13 protein-coding genes and 5 pseudogenes are annotated in these 13,875 nt (G+C 46.0%); 9 read left to right on the top strand and 9 right to left on the bottom strand.

Annotation, left to right across the window (positions count from 1 at the left end; all coding sequences use genetic code 11):
• Positions 1-22: 22 nt before the first annotated feature.
• Positions 23-886: a KaiC domain-containing protein gene (locus tag JCM16161_RS05505; protein WP_054855242.1), complete on the top strand. Its 864-nt coding sequence runs from the start codon at positions 23-25 to the stop codon at positions 884-886.
• Positions 887-928: 42 nt separating this feature from the next.
• Here the strand turns inward: JCM16161_RS05505 and JCM16161_RS05500 are convergent, their stop codons facing one another.
• The 9 genes and pseudogenes from JCM16161_RS05500 to JCM16161_RS05465 form a co-directional block, all read right to left on the bottom strand.
• Complete coding sequence (locus tag JCM16161_RS05500) at positions 929-1,363, bottom strand: helix-turn-helix domain-containing protein (protein ID WP_054855241.1); 435 nt, start codon at positions 1,361-1,363, stop codon at positions 929-931.
• 64 nt (positions 1,364-1,427) lie between these two features.
• Positions 1,428-2,481: pseudogene (locus JCM16161_RS05495) on the bottom strand (acetyl-CoA C-acetyltransferase).
• A 242-nt stretch (positions 2,482-2,723) separates the two neighbouring features.
• On the bottom strand, positions 2,724-2,864 hold the full coding sequence (locus JCM16161_RS15880) for a hypothetical protein (protein ID WP_243669607.1): 141 nt from the start codon (positions 2,862-2,864) through the stop codon (positions 2,724-2,726).
• A gap of 95 nt (positions 2,865-2,959) precedes the next feature.
• Positions 2,960-4,593: pseudogene (gene gatE / locus JCM16161_RS05490) on the bottom strand (Glu-tRNA(Gln) amidotransferase subunit GatE); the annotation flags it as partial.
• A gap of 185 nt (positions 4,594-4,778) precedes the next feature.
• Positions 4,779-5,213 (bottom strand): hypothetical protein, encoded by a 435-nt coding sequence (locus JCM16161_RS05485; RefSeq protein WP_054855240.1) that lies wholly within the window; start codon positions 5,211-5,213, stop codon positions 4,779-4,781.
• Positions 5,214-5,293: 80 nt separating this feature from the next.
• The gene (locus JCM16161_RS05480) at positions 5,294-6,010 is read right to left on the bottom strand and encodes a hypothetical protein (RefSeq protein WP_054855239.1); all 717 of its coding nucleotides are present in this window, start codon (positions 6,008-6,010) and stop codon (positions 5,294-5,296) included.
• Entirely contained in the window at positions 6,007-6,450 is a 444-nt protein-coding gene (locus JCM16161_RS05475; protein ID WP_054855238.1) for a hypothetical protein, read from the bottom strand. Before JCM16161_RS05475 ends, JCM16161_RS05480 begins: the two co-directional genes overlap by 4 nt.
• Before the next feature lie 160 nt (positions 6,451-6,610).
• Entirely contained in the window at positions 6,611-7,279 is a 669-nt protein-coding gene (locus tag JCM16161_RS05470) for a hypothetical protein (protein ID WP_054855237.1), read from the bottom strand.
• Positions 7,254-7,799 carry a hypothetical protein gene (locus JCM16161_RS05465; RefSeq protein WP_243669605.1) on the bottom strand — a complete coding sequence of 182 codons (546 nt, stop codon included), beginning with the start codon at positions 7,797-7,799 and terminating at the stop codon, positions 7,254-7,256. The genes JCM16161_RS05470 and JCM16161_RS05465 overlap by 26 nt, the downstream gene beginning before the upstream one ends.
• Before the next feature lie 215 nt (positions 7,800-8,014).
• Between JCM16161_RS05465 and JCM16161_RS05460 the strand changes: the two genes are divergently transcribed.
• From JCM16161_RS05460 to JCM16161_RS15865, 8 genes and pseudogenes are all read left to right on the top strand, one after another.
• Positions 8,015-9,472 (top strand): RtcB family protein, encoded by a 1,458-nt coding sequence (locus JCM16161_RS05460; RefSeq protein ID WP_243669604.1) that lies wholly within the window; start codon positions 8,015-8,017, stop codon positions 9,470-9,472.
• Entirely contained in the window at positions 9,469-9,657 is a 189-nt protein-coding gene (locus JCM16161_RS05455) for a hypothetical protein (protein ID WP_054855234.1), read from the top strand. Before JCM16161_RS05460 ends, JCM16161_RS05455 begins: the two co-directional genes overlap by 4 nt.
• A 62-nt stretch (positions 9,658-9,719) precedes the next feature.
• Positions 9,720-10,882: pseudogene (locus tag JCM16161_RS05450) on the top strand (RtcB family protein); the annotation flags it as partial.
• A gap of 78 nt (positions 10,883-10,960) precedes the next feature.
• Entirely contained in the window at positions 10,961-11,632 is a 672-nt protein-coding gene (locus tag JCM16161_RS05445; protein ID WP_243669603.1) for a 30S ribosomal protein S7, read from the top strand.
• Between the two features lie 208 nt (positions 11,633-11,840).
• A pseudogene (locus JCM16161_RS05440) lies at positions 11,841-12,861 on the top strand (replication factor C small subunit).
• Positions 12,862-12,867: 6 nt separating this feature from the next.
• Positions 12,868-13,035, top strand: a complete 168-nt coding sequence (locus tag JCM16161_RS15875) for a hypothetical protein (protein ID WP_243669602.1) — start codon at positions 12,868-12,870, stop codon at positions 13,033-13,035.
• Positions 13,007-13,324, top strand: a complete 318-nt coding sequence (locus tag JCM16161_RS15870) for an AAA family ATPase (protein ID WP_243669601.1) — start codon at positions 13,007-13,009, stop codon at positions 13,322-13,324. The genes JCM16161_RS15875 and JCM16161_RS15870 overlap by 29 nt, the downstream gene beginning before the upstream one ends.
• Before the next feature lie 48 nt (positions 13,325-13,372).
• Positions 13,373-13,875, top strand: a pseudogene (locus JCM16161_RS15865) (replication factor C large subunit); the annotation flags it as partial.

Here is a 13,875-nt window from a genome sequence, read left to right as displayed (position 1 = left end):
TGGAATCGTAAATCGCCACCTAATGACTGTTCCTAGGGTCAGGACTTATGTACCGGGCCTTGACGAGATACTGTATGGTGGTATTCCGGAGAGGAGCGTGGTTCTCATCTCTGGCGGACCGGGCACTGGGAAGTCTATACTGGGTAAGCAATTCCTCTATAATGGGCTTGTGAGGGGTGAGGCTGGAGTCTTCGTGGCACTCGAGGAACACCCAGTCGCTGTTAGAAGGAGTTTTAAGCACTTTAATTGGGATATAGCGAAGTACGAGAAGGAGGGTAAGTTCGCAATTGTGGATGCATTCACGGCAGGCATAGGCGCTGCTTCTCAGAGGGAGAAGTATGTTGTTAAGGATGTGGATAATGTCCACGAACTCGTTGATGTACTTAGGCAGGCAATTAAGGATACGGGCGCTAAGAGAGTGACGATAGACTCGGTGAGTACGCTTTACTTAACTAAGCCATCGATTGCCAGGTCAACCGTGATGCTCCTTAAGAGGGTAATCGCTGGCCTAGGCACGACAGCGCTCTTCATAAGCCAGGTATCGGTTGGCGAACGTGGTTTTGGCGGACCTGGTGTTGAACATGCTGTCGATGGTATTATAAGGCTCGACCTCGACGAGATAGATGGCAAGTTGTATAGGTCAATAATTGTTTGGAAGATGAGGGATACGAAGATCTCAATGGTTAGACACCCAATGGATATAACTGATGAGGGAGTCGTCATTTATTGGGACAAGTACCTAAAGCTGACAGCGACCTCCGCATCAATACAAGCATTACCTAAGGAAGAAGTTGATGAGATGAGGAAGGCCGTTGAGGAAAGCGAGAGGGCCGCCAAGGAGGTTAAGGTTACGGGCCGCGAAACCGAGGAAGAGGAGGAAGAGTAATGTGTTCATTTAATTTAAATTTATGGAATTACACAGTTAATATTACGAACTTAACTCCCTTAATGCATCATTAAGTAATCTCTTAACCCTCTCTATCTTCTCTTTCAATTTACCTACATCCTCAGTGGGCATGGCACTGGCCAACTCGCTTGGTAATTCAATCTTGAAACCCTCCTTAGAGAGTCTTTCATACGCCTTTAACACCAGTTGACCAGCCTTCGTCTCGCCCCTGAGGTGCTTACGTATGGTGGTCTCCGTTACTCCGATCTCATCTGCTATCTGCGAAATGGGCATACCCGCCTTATCCCTGGCGAATGCTGCGGCTGCGGTGTAGAGACTATCGACCCAGGTAAGTCTTTCATGCGGATTCCTAAGCGCCTCCAGAGTCTCTGGTGAGAATAGGGACATAACGAGCAATGCACTTTCAAGTTTCCTAATATCCTCCTTACCCATTGGTTTAAGGGGTATTTCAGACATACAATGCCTTATAATGCTAGGGTTGTAATTTAAATCTATTTCAATTTAAATTGAACGTAACTACTCAAGCTCTTTGAATAATTATTGCATAGCCCTGCCCACCACCAACACATGCCGTTGCAAGTCCATACTCCTTGCCCGTCAACTGCAGCTGCCTGGCCAGGGTACCCACTAACCTAGCGCCAGTTGCGCCAAGTGGATGACCGATGCTATAGCCCCTCCCTTAATGTTAACTTTATTTTCATCAATACCCAATTCCTTAATTGCGTTCAATGTAACCACGGCGAACGCCTCATTTATTTCCCAAAGATCGATATCCTCAACCTTAAGCCAGCCTTAGCTAACGCCCTCCTTGACGCAGGTACTGGGCCCTCACCCATTATTGATGGATCAACGGCAGCCCAACCAAGGGACACAACCCTAGCCAGTGGCTTTAGGCCTAGTTCCTTAACCATTCTACCTGACATTAGGACAACTAATGATGCACCGGAGTTGAGGGGTGCCGAGTTACCCGCGGTTATTACACCACCAGGTTTAAAGGCAGGTGGTAACTTAGCCAACGCCTCTAATGATGTGTTCGGCCTAACGCTTAGGTCCCTATCAACTACGATTTTCTGCCCATCCTTGACGACCTCTATCGGGAGTATCTCATCCTTAAAGTAGCCCTCCTCATACGCCTTCGTAGCGAGCATGTGGCTTCTATAAGACCACCTATCCATCTCCTCCCTACTTATCTTCTTAAGAGCAGCTAACTTCTCGGCGGTTAATCCCATTACATAGCCCGTCGCCATGTCGTACATCGCATACTCAGGGTTCGTGGCTAACTCTAGGTGTGGGACTATGTATGGGTTATTGTACATGGGAACCCTGGACATGTGCTCATAACCACCGGCAAAGACTATGTCCGCCTGCCCAGTCCAAATCTCCATCGTGCCTATACCAATTGCATCAAACGACGAGGCGCACTGCATATCAACGGCCATGGCAGGTATCGTAACCGGGAACTTTGCGAGGAATACGGGTATCCTACCACCCATACTCCAGTTATCACCACCCTGCAACGCATTACCAACGATCACGTGATCAATCTGCTCAGGCTTTATACCAAGGTCTTGCACGGCCTTAACGAGTAATTTTGAGAATAAGGTTGGCCCACTTATGTCATAAAACACGTCGAATTTCGGATCCTCCTCTTAACCCTTGAGAAGGCAGTCCTCTTGAAATAAACTACGTATGCCTCCCTATCCTCACCCATTCCTGATCATGCTTTAAGCACTCAACGAATTAATATTGCTTATTTGCATATAGATTATATAGTGAGGAAATGCTGAACATGCTGCATCACGGTGTTTATGCCGGTTTATCTCTTTTGAGAATTCTTTAAGTACTCATCTATTGCCCTCATTATATCGCTTGGGTCGGCCTTACCCCTTAACTCCTTCATAAGTGTATTCATGAGCTTGCTCCTATCGTTTATGCCGAGCTTGGATGCCCTCTCCATTACGTATTTCCTGACCTCTTCGGGCTCATCCTTCTCAACCCCAGTTTATTAATTATGCCATCAATGGGCTTATCGGGTTCCTTACTCCATGCCGCTATTATGTCGGGTATCGCCTCCTTGGTTATCACACCCTGGCATATTCATTAAATATCGCCTTAAGGTGGTCCTCCGTTATTACCGATACGTCAATGCCATCTCTTTGGAGTGACTTCATGGTATTCACGATGGTGTTCGCTATTAAGGTGGCTGGCACCCTGCCCTGAAACTCACTTATTAAGTAATCAATTAAGTCGTAAAACGGTGACTTAATCACTTGCATAGCCAGTTCCTTACTCATGCCATAGCTAATATACCTACCACCCTGGACTCGATGGCTCAGGTACCAACGCCTTAGCCCTGGTCAGCATATCCTCGGTAATCCTTATTGGCCTAAGGTCAGTCTCCGGGTACATCCTCGCAGCGCCGGGCCTGGGCCTCATGAACCTAGTCGTGCCGTCTGGGTTCGCCGCCCTAGTCTCCTCAGGAACGCCATGCAATGCCTCCCTAATTCTATCGATAATCACGTCCACGGCATCAACTAGGTCCCTATCTGATGTACCCGCCAGGAGTATGAATGAGTCAACACCAAGTCTCGAGGATACCTTGGAAACCTCCTCAGCCGTTATTCCATAGCCCGGCAATTCATCACTATGAATTAAGCCGGACAGGCTTGTCCAAACCCTGACCCTATCAGCTAGCTCTGTGCCAAACCTCCTATTTGGTTGAACCTCCTTACCTAGTATACCCCTTAGTCCTGGCGTCTTTATGGCTATGACCTTACCACCGCCATCAAGTACCTTCTTGATTAGGTTGGATTTCGTTGATGAGAATATGTCGGTGACGTCCACGAAGTCCTTAACAAACCAATCCTCCCTCACACCCCTCTTGATCAATTCGTCACGAATAGCCAGTAGGTTTAATTGACGCTGAACCTCGTACTCGATGACCTTGGGTATGAGGCTGAGGTCGGGCACGCCCTTAATCTCCGTCTTAGCACCACCCTCAATGGACACATTGACGTCCTGCCTAACAGTGCCAAGACCCCTCTTTGCCTTACCGGTCATCTTAATGCTGTGGCCGATGTAGTAAGCCACCTCCATAACCTCCTGAGGACTGTAGGTGAGTATTCCCGTGGATATCTCAATAAGCGGTATACCAAGCCTATCAAGCCTATAAACAACCGTGTCACCCTTCTCCTCAATCTTCCTAGCCGCATCCTCCTCAAGGGCTATCGTCTGTATTGGGACCTTATAATCAAAGAACTTGGCTAAACCATTATGGGCTATTAACATGGTCCTCTGGAAACCCGAGGTGTTGGACCCATCAATCACCGTCTTCCTCATCACGTAAACCTCATCGAATATCTTGGCATTGAACATCATGGCGACGGCCAAGCAACCTCGAGAGACTCAGGGTCTGGGTCGTGCGGTGGCTCCTCATCGAGCTCCACAAGGCATGTGGTGTCGTAATAACCCTCATAAACGAAGGTCCTATGCTTCCTAAACTCCCAAATAGCCGCCGGATCAACCTCACCAAGCTCACTCATGCTTGGCCTCAACCTCCTAACAACCCTGAAGTGAGGCTCGTCATTCCTAACGACCGGCGGGCAATTACAGAACAGCTTCCTACCAGTATTTAATTGAACATGAATCTCCAAACCAACCTTAAGCCCAACAGTCCTATAATCAATCGGCATAATACCCATGACTAAAAACCATACCCATTTAATTACTTAACGCTGTTACAGCACCATACCACTCTCCAACATGCGTTATTTCGAGTTTCCCTAAGCCTTTACTTATTCGTTGTTTTAGAACTCGTTCTCATTTCTCCCCATCTTTCCCTTCCCTAAGACTTACCTTGCTGTAAACCGTATTAAATACGAGGGATGCCGTTATGCCCATTGCCATGGCAATTATTAAGGCCCTTGGCGCACCAATGACCGAGCCTATGAAGGCCCAGATAACGGCACTCACAATCTGTGATGCGTGAATAATACCCACGTGATGAATAAACAATACCAAATTCACCACGTGGAACCACGGAAATAAGAATGCTCATAACCGCCGTGAAGAATGCATTAATGAATATGTTATAGATGAGGTTAACCATGAATAGCAGCGGTACGGCAACAACTAAGCTCCTAATTAACATGGGTATTATACCGAAGCCCAAACCAATTATTAACGCTGTGGTTAAGATTACATAAATAACCCTTAACTTACTAACCCTAAACCTAGGCGTGAGTATGGAACCTATCGTTGCACCAGCGTAGCCGAATAAGCTATCAATACCTGCAAGTAAGGCCACGTTGTAATATAGGGATAATATGCTGTAGCTCAGTACGTCAAGAGATATTATTAATAGGTAGGTGACCGTTACCGTTAAGATTATGGCTCTGAAGCAATATTCCCCTTAAACAACTCCCCAAACCTAGCAAAGCCCCGCCTAATGACTTGGGCACTGAACCCATCCGTGACTCTACCGTGATACCTCATGAGAATTAATGGGGTTAAGGCAACTATGGAGAGTATGGCTGAGGATAGGATCAAATATTTAGCGATGTGAATACTTAGGAATAGTAGGTAGCCTGAGACCACCGTTGAGAATACCGAAATTATTGACCTCAATGTATTGTTTAATGACGTATACAGTGTTATCTTCTCATTATCATTACCTAGTAAATCCTTAACCAACGCACTCCTTATGGTTCCCATCATCGTGTACAGGCTCACGCCAATGACAATAACTATAAGTACTAACACAAGGCTCAGGGCATTAATCCCCATTATAATTAATATGAGGAAGGCAATTAGGAAAAGCATAGCTATTAAGGCATTACTAATCACTAACACTCTCTTCTCACGACCAAATATGTCAATTACCACGCCACTAAATAATCGCGCCATTGACGATAATGCGTAAAGCACATAGACAAGAGCAACGCCAAAGACACTCATGGTATCAAAGCCTAAGATTGATAACACAAACTGTGAAACACTATACACAATGTTATTAATCACGTTGGAGTAAATAAGTAAAGAGACATCCCTAATGTTTAGGATACTTCGGTACTTACTAAATAGGCCGTTTAGTGGTTTAGTCATAGTTCTTCACTATCGAAACTTACCTTGCCGTAATTTAAGTTTAATATTAGGAGTGTTATTATGCCCATAACCATCGCGATCAACATTGCCCTAGGGGCGCCGATGGCTGTGCCTATGAAGGTCCAAATGATGGCGCTCACTATCTGCGATACCGTGAATAAGGTCCATGCGGATGAGTCAACAATGCCGAACTCACCGCGTGGGATCACGTAAATGAGGATACTCCCAATATTCGTGAAGAATGCATTGATAAATACATTATATGCTAAATTTATTATGAACAGTAGTGGTACGGCGATCATAATGCTTTTTATCGTCATGGGTATTATGCCGAAGCTGAGACCAATAATTAAGGCTATAATCATGATGTTGTTGACTGAGCTTAGCTTACCAATCCTAAATCTGGGCGCTAGTGCTGAACCAAGTGCAGCGCCGGTCATAGTAAATATACTACCGATACCTGCAAGTAAGGCAACATTATATTAGATGGATAATACACTATAAACCAGAACATCAAGCGATATTATTAATAAAAAGGTAATGAGCATAGTGAGGATTACAGCCCTGAAGCCGGTATTACGCTTAAATAATTCACCAAATTTAATGAAGCCTGCCTAATAGCCTGGGTACTAGATTTATCCACGATTCTACGTGGTGCCTCATTAGAGTTAAAGGAATTAAAGCCATTATAGAGAGGGTGGCTGATGAAAGGATTAAGTACCTAGCAGTGTATATGTTCAGGAATAGTAAGTATCCTGAAATTACCGCTAAAATCACTGAGGTTAAAGATCTCAACATATTATTCAATGACGCGTACAGCCTTATTTTCTCGGCATCATTATTTAGCAGGACTTTAATCAATGCACCCCTCATGGTCCCCATCGCCCAATACATACTTACGCCAATAATGATGATCACAAGTGCAAGCATGAGGCTTAAAGCATTGATCTCCATTATGAACAATACGATGGAGGCGACTATGTATAGTAAGGCCATTAGGAAATTGCTCACCACCAATGCTCTCCTCTCACGACCAAGTACATCAATTATCACACCGCCGAGTAATTGCGCCATTGATGACAATGCGTAGGATATGTAGACTAGGGCGACGCCGAAAATATTCATGGTGTCGAAGCCCAGTATAGCTAACACGAACCGCATAACATCATATGCGGCATTGTTAAGCATGTTAGAGTAGATGAGCATAGCCGCATCCCTAATACCTAAAACGCCACAGTACCTATTAAATAAGCCACTTAATAGCTTCATAGCCCTCCTTACTGAATGCTGGGCATGCCGCCGCTTTTAAGTCATTGTTTATGATGCCCCTGGCCCACCATAGCAACTTATTCTCATCAATCGTTAGGGTTCCATCATCGTTTAGCTTGCCGACCCTATTAATATTCTCGTAGAGTCTAACCGTACACTTACTCAACGTTCCATCGGGCATTATCACGAGTGAGTTAAGCCACGATGCGTAGCATATGTAGGGTAATGACAACTCAAGGAGTTTCAACCCAAGCGACCTTGCGTACTCCCTAACCTCCTCAACAACACCATCATCAACTGGGTGAATCCTATCATCATTTGGACCGCCCAACCTCGATATTGACCTCATATGGAAGGAGAACCTACCATCACCTCTCAACACCTCGGCGAATTTCCTAAGCAGGGACTTAACACTCTCAATACTGTCCCTATGAAGACGAACCCTAATAACCATTCCAAAGTCTAGGTCCGAGTTCTGGGCATTAATTACATTAATATATACCGTGTCGAAAGTCGGCAAGCCCTACTAATTACCAATGTGGCATTATCATAATCTTAATATTCCTAAAATATTTTTAACTTTTTTAATCGGAACTTATCAAATAATTTTTAATTTTAACTATAATTTATAATGAAAATTTATATTATTAAAGACTATGCACTAAATACGTGCTATTAACCTAACTGGATATAGAGTGAAGTTTTATTAACCCATTAATGAATTATGGCTTAATCATGGTACCACCATTGAAGAAAATAAGTGATTATGTTTGGGAGATACCGAAGGGGTATAAGCCGTGTATGAAGGTGCCAGCTAGGATATTCGCTGATGAGACACTGCTTGAGAAGATGAAGACAGACATGACGCTGGAGCAGGCGGCTAATGTCGCATGCCTACCCGGTATTTACAAGTACAGCATAGCGCTGCCGGATGCCCACCAGGGCTATGGATTCCCAGTGGGCGGCGTCGCCGCAATGGACATGGAACAAGGCGTGGTTAGTCCAGGAGGGATTGGCTATGACATCAATTGCTTACCGCCCGGTACTAAGGTTCTCACGAGGTTTGGCTACGTAGTCCCTATTGAGTCATTAATTAAGGGTGGAGAGTTGATCTCCATAGACAGGAGTACTAAGGTGCCTAAGCCCACGAAGATTAAGCTATTCCTATGGAGGAGAGAGAATAAGCTCATGGTTATAAGAACAGAAAGTGGGTATTTACTTAAGGCATCCTCTGATCATCCAGTGTTGACGCCTAGGGGTATGGTAAATGCTGGTGAGTTGAGGGTGGGCGATAGGGTGGCTTTATACCCATTTGAGGGCGTACCTTACGAGGAACCGCCCAATAAGGTTATCTTAAGCGGTAATGAATTCCCTGAAGTAATAGCCAGGGAGTTAAGTAAGAGGGGCTTACTTCCATTAACAACGAGGAATCCGAAATTACCCATACTACTTAAGTTACTTGGGTACTTTATAGGCGATGGATCATTCAATGGAGTGAGGGGTAAGATCACGGCATTTTACGGTTCGAGGGAGGGCCTTGAGGAAATGAGGAGGGATATAGAGGAGCTTGGCTACAAGGCAAACATATACTGCAGAGTTAGGAGAGTTAGAATAAATGGTAAGGAGACCGAGGGCCATGAATGCGCGCTTCATGTATCGTCAAGGAGCTTCAAGGCGTTATTAATAGCGTTGGGCGCACCGCCGGGTAAGAAGACGCACATACCATTCAGAGTCCCCAGCTGGGTAATGGAGCTGCCACTATGGATGAAGAGGCTCTTCCTGGCGGGGTACTTTGGCGCTGAAATGAGTAAGCCAATCACAATTAATGGCTATAACTTTGAGCAGCCACACGTGACCATATCTAAGGTGAGGGAGCTTGAGAGGAGTGGTTATGATTTCCTAAATGACATAGCCAAGATGCTCCGTGAATTCGGTATCGAGACCAACTCGATACAGAAAATATACCCAAGCAACGATAGGGTATGGCTCCGCCTATACATATCATCAACGCCTGAGAACCTAATAAGGCTGTGGGGCAGGATAGGCTATGAGTATAACCCAGAGAGGAGGAGACTAGCCAATGCCGCGATAGTATGGCTCAGGCTTAAGGAGAAAATAATAAACTTACGTAGTGAGGCTAGGCAATTGGCCATTGCCATGGCAGGAGTGGTTATGCTAAGTCAGACATCGTGACCCTGCTCGTGTCTGAGTATGTTAATGAGAGGTTCATTGAACGTAGTATTTATGAGGATGGAGTTGATAGGCCAAGGGTTCCTAAGAATTTCCCCACGTTTGAGGATTGGTATAGGGATAGAGTTGATGGTGACATTGTATGGGATGTAGTTGAGGAGGTGAGGGAGGAACCTTTGATGGCTTAGTTTATGACTTAACAATAGATGATGAGTCCCATGATTTCATTGCCGAGGGATTTGTGGTATCTAATTGCGGCGTGAGGCTCCTTAGGACGAATTTGACGGAGAAGGATGTTAGGCCTAAGCTTAGGGAGCTTGTGGACACAATATTTAAGTTGGTACCTGCCGGTGTTGGTGAGACTGGGCTTCTTAGGCTGTCCTTTGGTGACTTGGATAAGGTGCTTGATGAGGGTGTTGATTGGGCTTTGTCTAAGGGTTATGGCTGGGGCGATGATAAGGACTTCATCGAGGAGTTTGGGCATTATGAGGGTGCTGACTCGAGTAAGGTTAGTCAGAGGGCTAAGGAGAGGGGCAAGGACGAGCTGGGCACGACGGGTAGCGGTAATCACTTCATTGAGATACAGGTCGTTAATAAGATATTCGACGCAGACCTGGCCAAGAGGCTTGGTATTGAGCAGGAGGGCCAGGTAATGGTTCTGATACACACCGGTAGTAGGGGTCTTGGACATCAGGTTGCGACTGACTACATAAGGGTTGCTGAGAATAAGATGAAGCAGTGGGGTTTGTTCCTGCCGGATAGGGAGTTGGCGGCAATGCCCCTCACCACCAAGGAGGCCCAGGACTACCTAGCCGCGATGAAGGCCGCAGCTAACTATGCATGGACCAATAGGCAGATAATTACGCACTGGGTTAGGGAAGCCTTCAGGAGGGTCTTTGGTAAGGACCCTGACAAGCTTGGTCTTGAGATTGTCTACGACGTTGCGCATAACATTGCCAAGATTGAGGATCACGTGATTGATGATGAGGGTCATGTTAGGAGAGTCCTCGTGCATAGGAAGGGAGCTACCAGGTCGTTCCCAGCAGGTAGGCCTGAAATACCGCCTAAGTATAGGGATATTGGGCAGCCCGTCTTAATACCCGGTAGCATGGGTACGGCATCATACGTATTAATTGGACTGCCAACCTCATTCCAGGTAACCTTCGGCACAGCACCACACGGGGCAGGGAGGACGCTGAGTAGGTCAGCCGCCGTTAGGATGCTACCGCCGAATAAGGTTAGGAGTGCCCTGGAGAGTAGGGGTATAATTGTTAGGTCCGCGGAGAGCGAAATAATATCTGAGGAGGCGCCTGAGGCGTATAAGAACGTTGATAAGGTCGCGAGGTAGCTGAGTTAACTGGGATGGCTAAGAGGGTTTCAAGGCATGTACCCATTGGTGTCGTTAAGGGATAAGTAAAAACATACCCTACCCACGTTTGACTGGGCCATGCGGCAAATCTTTAAAAAGGCACTTACTTCTTATCCTGCGTAATGAGTAGCGATCAAGGAATTACACTGTCTAAGGAAACGGTTACTTACCAAGTTGGTGGTGTAACAATAATTGAGGAGTGTCCAAGGGATTTGAAGACACTTGATGGTGAGCCGATTAAGTTATTCGGTAAGTGGGCCTTTGACAACGTCGTCGTTAAGGACCCAGGCCTCAGGAGGTACCTATGCCTTAAGCCCATGTACCTGCCCCACACGAGTGGTAGATATCAGAAGAGGAAGTTTGGTAAGGCAAAGATACCGGCCATTGAGAGGTTAATGAACCAATTAATGCATCCAGGTAGGAATGCTGGTAAGAAGCACAAGGCCTACAACATTGTTAAGAGGGCCTTCGAGATAATACACCTGAAGACAGGGCAAAACCCAATACAGGTCTTTGTGGATGCCATAGTAAATGCGGCGCCAAGGGAGGAGATTACGAGGGTTGTTTACGGCGGTATCGCATACCCAGTATCCGTTGACGTTTCACCACTGAGGAGACTCGACCTAGCCATTAGGTGGATAACAGAGGGTGCAAGGCAGTGCTCCTTCAATAATCCTAAGCCTATCGAGGAATGCCTGGCTGATGAGATAATAGCTGCTTCTCAGAATGATCAGAAGTCATACGCAATTAGGAAGAAGGATGAGATGGAGAGGATAGCCGCCAGCGCAAGGTAAGGCTTAGCCCAGCCATTATTTATTAATTGACTTTCAGCATTTCCGATTCCTCATCCTTAACATTTCAGCTTCAGATCAAGGAATTTAATGAATACTACCGCAGGGTTTACCTAAGCATACTCATGATCAATAATACCTACTAATCATTCCAAACTACTCAGGAGGAATACTTATTTAACCAATTTAATTCATTAATACCGTAATGTCAATCGCAGAATTAATTTGGGTTGAGAAGTATCGCCCTACGAGGATTGACGATATTATTGACCAGGAGGAGGTCAAGGAGAGGGTTAAGCAGTTCCTGAAGACCGGCAATATGCCCCACATGTTATTTTACGGGCCGCCTGGTACTGGTAAGACTACGATGGCTCTTGCGATTGCCCGTGAGCTTTATGGTGATGCTTGGCGTGAGAATGTTCTCGAACTCAATGCAAGCGACGAAAGAGGTATAACCACCATTAGGGAGAGGGTTAAGGAGTTTGCGAGGACGGCACCGATGGGTAAGGCACCATATAAATTGATTATCCTTGATGAGGCAGACAACATGACCTCTGACGCACAGCAGGCCCTTAGGAGGATGATGGAGATGTACGCTAACGTGACTAGGTTCATACTCATTGCCAACTATGTTTCCAGGATCATTGACCCAATACAGTCACGTTGCGCCATGTTTAGGTTCTCACCGCTCCCTAAGGATGCTGTTCTTGGTAGGCTTAGGGAGATTGCTTCGAGGGAGGGTGTTAAGGTCACGGACGACGCACTCGAGGCAATATGGGACATAAGCCAGGGAGACATGAGAAAAGCAATAAACACATTACAGGCCGCCGCGGCGACAGCTAAGGAGATAACGCCTGAGGTCATTTATAAGACGGTGGGTTACATAGAGCCTAAGGATATAATTGACCTAGTGAGTACGGTATTTAGTGGTGATTTTGTCAAGGCGAGGGATAGTTGAGGACCTTAATGTATGAACATGGTGTATCTGGTACGGAGATACTGAGGGTAATACAGAGGCAAATAATGAGTGGGGCCATTAACGTACCTGATGAGGCTAAGGTCGAGATTGCAGAGGCTGCGGCTGACATTGATTATAGGCTTACTGAGGCTCTGATGAGGAGATACAGCTCTCAGCCTTTCTGGCTAGGTTGATGTTGATTGGTAAGAAGTATGGATTGGTAACCGGTAAGGAGGTTGGTAAGGAGACTAAGGCACCTGCCAGGAAGAGGTGACTTTAATTGTCAAGGAGGATTCCCTGGGTTGAGAAGTATCGCCCAAGGAAACTCTCCGAGGTTGTTGACCAGGAGGAGGCTAAGAAGGCACTACTTGATTGGATAAACAGTTGGGAGAAAGGTAAGCCCAGTAAAAAAAGCCGTAATGCTCGTTGGCCCTCCAGGGATTGGTAAGACGACGCTTGCCTATGCATTGGCCAATGAGAAGGGTTATGAGGTTCTTGAGTTAAACGCAAGTGATGTTAGGACTGGCGAGAGGATTAGGCAGGTAATTGGCAGCTCAATGAAGATGGGTTCCCTATTCGGTTTCAGGGGTAGGATCATACTCTTTGATGAGGTTGATGGACTTAATGTCAGGGAGGATAAGGGTGGGTTGGCAGCTATTGTGGAGTTGATTAGGGAGTCGACATGGCCAATCATAATGACCGCTAATAACCCGTGGGATCCAAGTTTAGGGAACTGAGATGAAGCCGAGGTTATTCAGCTAAAACCTCTCGACGAGGATGATATAATGACTATACTAAGGAGGATTTGCAACGCCGAAGGCATTAAGTGCGAGGAGGATGCGCTTAAGCTTATTGCTGAGTCATCAGGCGGTGATGTTAGGGCTGCAATAAATGATCTACAGGCGTCTGCTGAGGGTAAGAAGGTCCTGACAAAGGATGATGTCACAGTCACTGAGAGGGCTCATCAGTTCGACATGTTTAAGATCCTCGATAAGGTATTCCACGCGAGGAGGTTTGAGGAGGCTAGGTCGGTCACCTTCCTACCAAGCTTTGACTGGGAGAGTTATTATCCGTGGGCTTTGGATAATATACCGTCTGTATACGCAAAGTCTGTTGAGGCTGTTAGTGAGGCTCTCGATAACCTATCACTCTCTGATGTGGTCAGGGGTAGGATTATGAAGACACAGGAGTGGGAGTTAATGCCGTACATGCTTGAATTAATGACAGCTGGGGTAGCGCTGGTGCGTAATAAACCTCCATTGGCTCGATTCGTTAGGTTGTCATTCCC

The sequence above is a fragment of the Vulcanisaeta sp. JCM 16161 genome (genome assembly GCF_001316285.1).
This window is presented reverse-complemented; position numbering and strand designations above follow the sequence as displayed.

Bases quoted from the DNA above. Each gene is read 5' to 3' on its own strand.
- JCM16161_RS15880 (WP_243669607.1), bottom strand. From the start codon at position 2,864: ATGGAGAGGGCATCCAAGCTCGGCATAAACGATAGGAGCAAGCTCATG.
- JCM16161_RS05505 (WP_054855242.1), top strand. From the start codon at position 23: ATGACTGTTCCTAGGGTCAGGACTTATGTACCGGGCCTTGACGAGATA.
- JCM16161_RS15870 (WP_243669601.1), top strand. From the start codon at position 13,007: ATGCTCGTTGGCCCTCCAGGGATTGGTAAGACGACGCTTGCCTATGCA.
- JCM16161_RS05470 (WP_054855237.1), bottom strand. From the start codon at position 7,279: ATGAAGCTATTAAGTGGCTTATTTAATAGGTACTGTGGCGTTTTAGGT.
- JCM16161_RS05460 (WP_243669604.1), top strand. From the start codon at position 8,015: ATGGTACCACCATTGAAGAAAATAAGTGATTATGTTTGGGAGATACCG.
- JCM16161_RS05500 (WP_054855241.1), bottom strand. From the start codon at position 1,363: ATGTCTGAAATACCCCTTAAACCAATGGGTAAGGAGGATATTAGGAAA.
- JCM16161_RS05445 (WP_243669603.1), top strand. From the start codon at position 10,961: ATGAGTAGCGATCAAGGAATTACACTGTCTAAGGAAACGGTTACTTAC.
- JCM16161_RS05475 (WP_054855238.1), bottom strand. From the start codon at position 6,450: ATGACCGGCGCTGCACTTGGTTCAGCACTAGCGCCCAGATTTAGGATT.
- JCM16161_RS05480 (WP_054855239.1), bottom strand. From the start codon at position 6,010: ATGACTAAACCACTAAACGGCCTATTTAGTAAGTACCGAAGTATCCTA.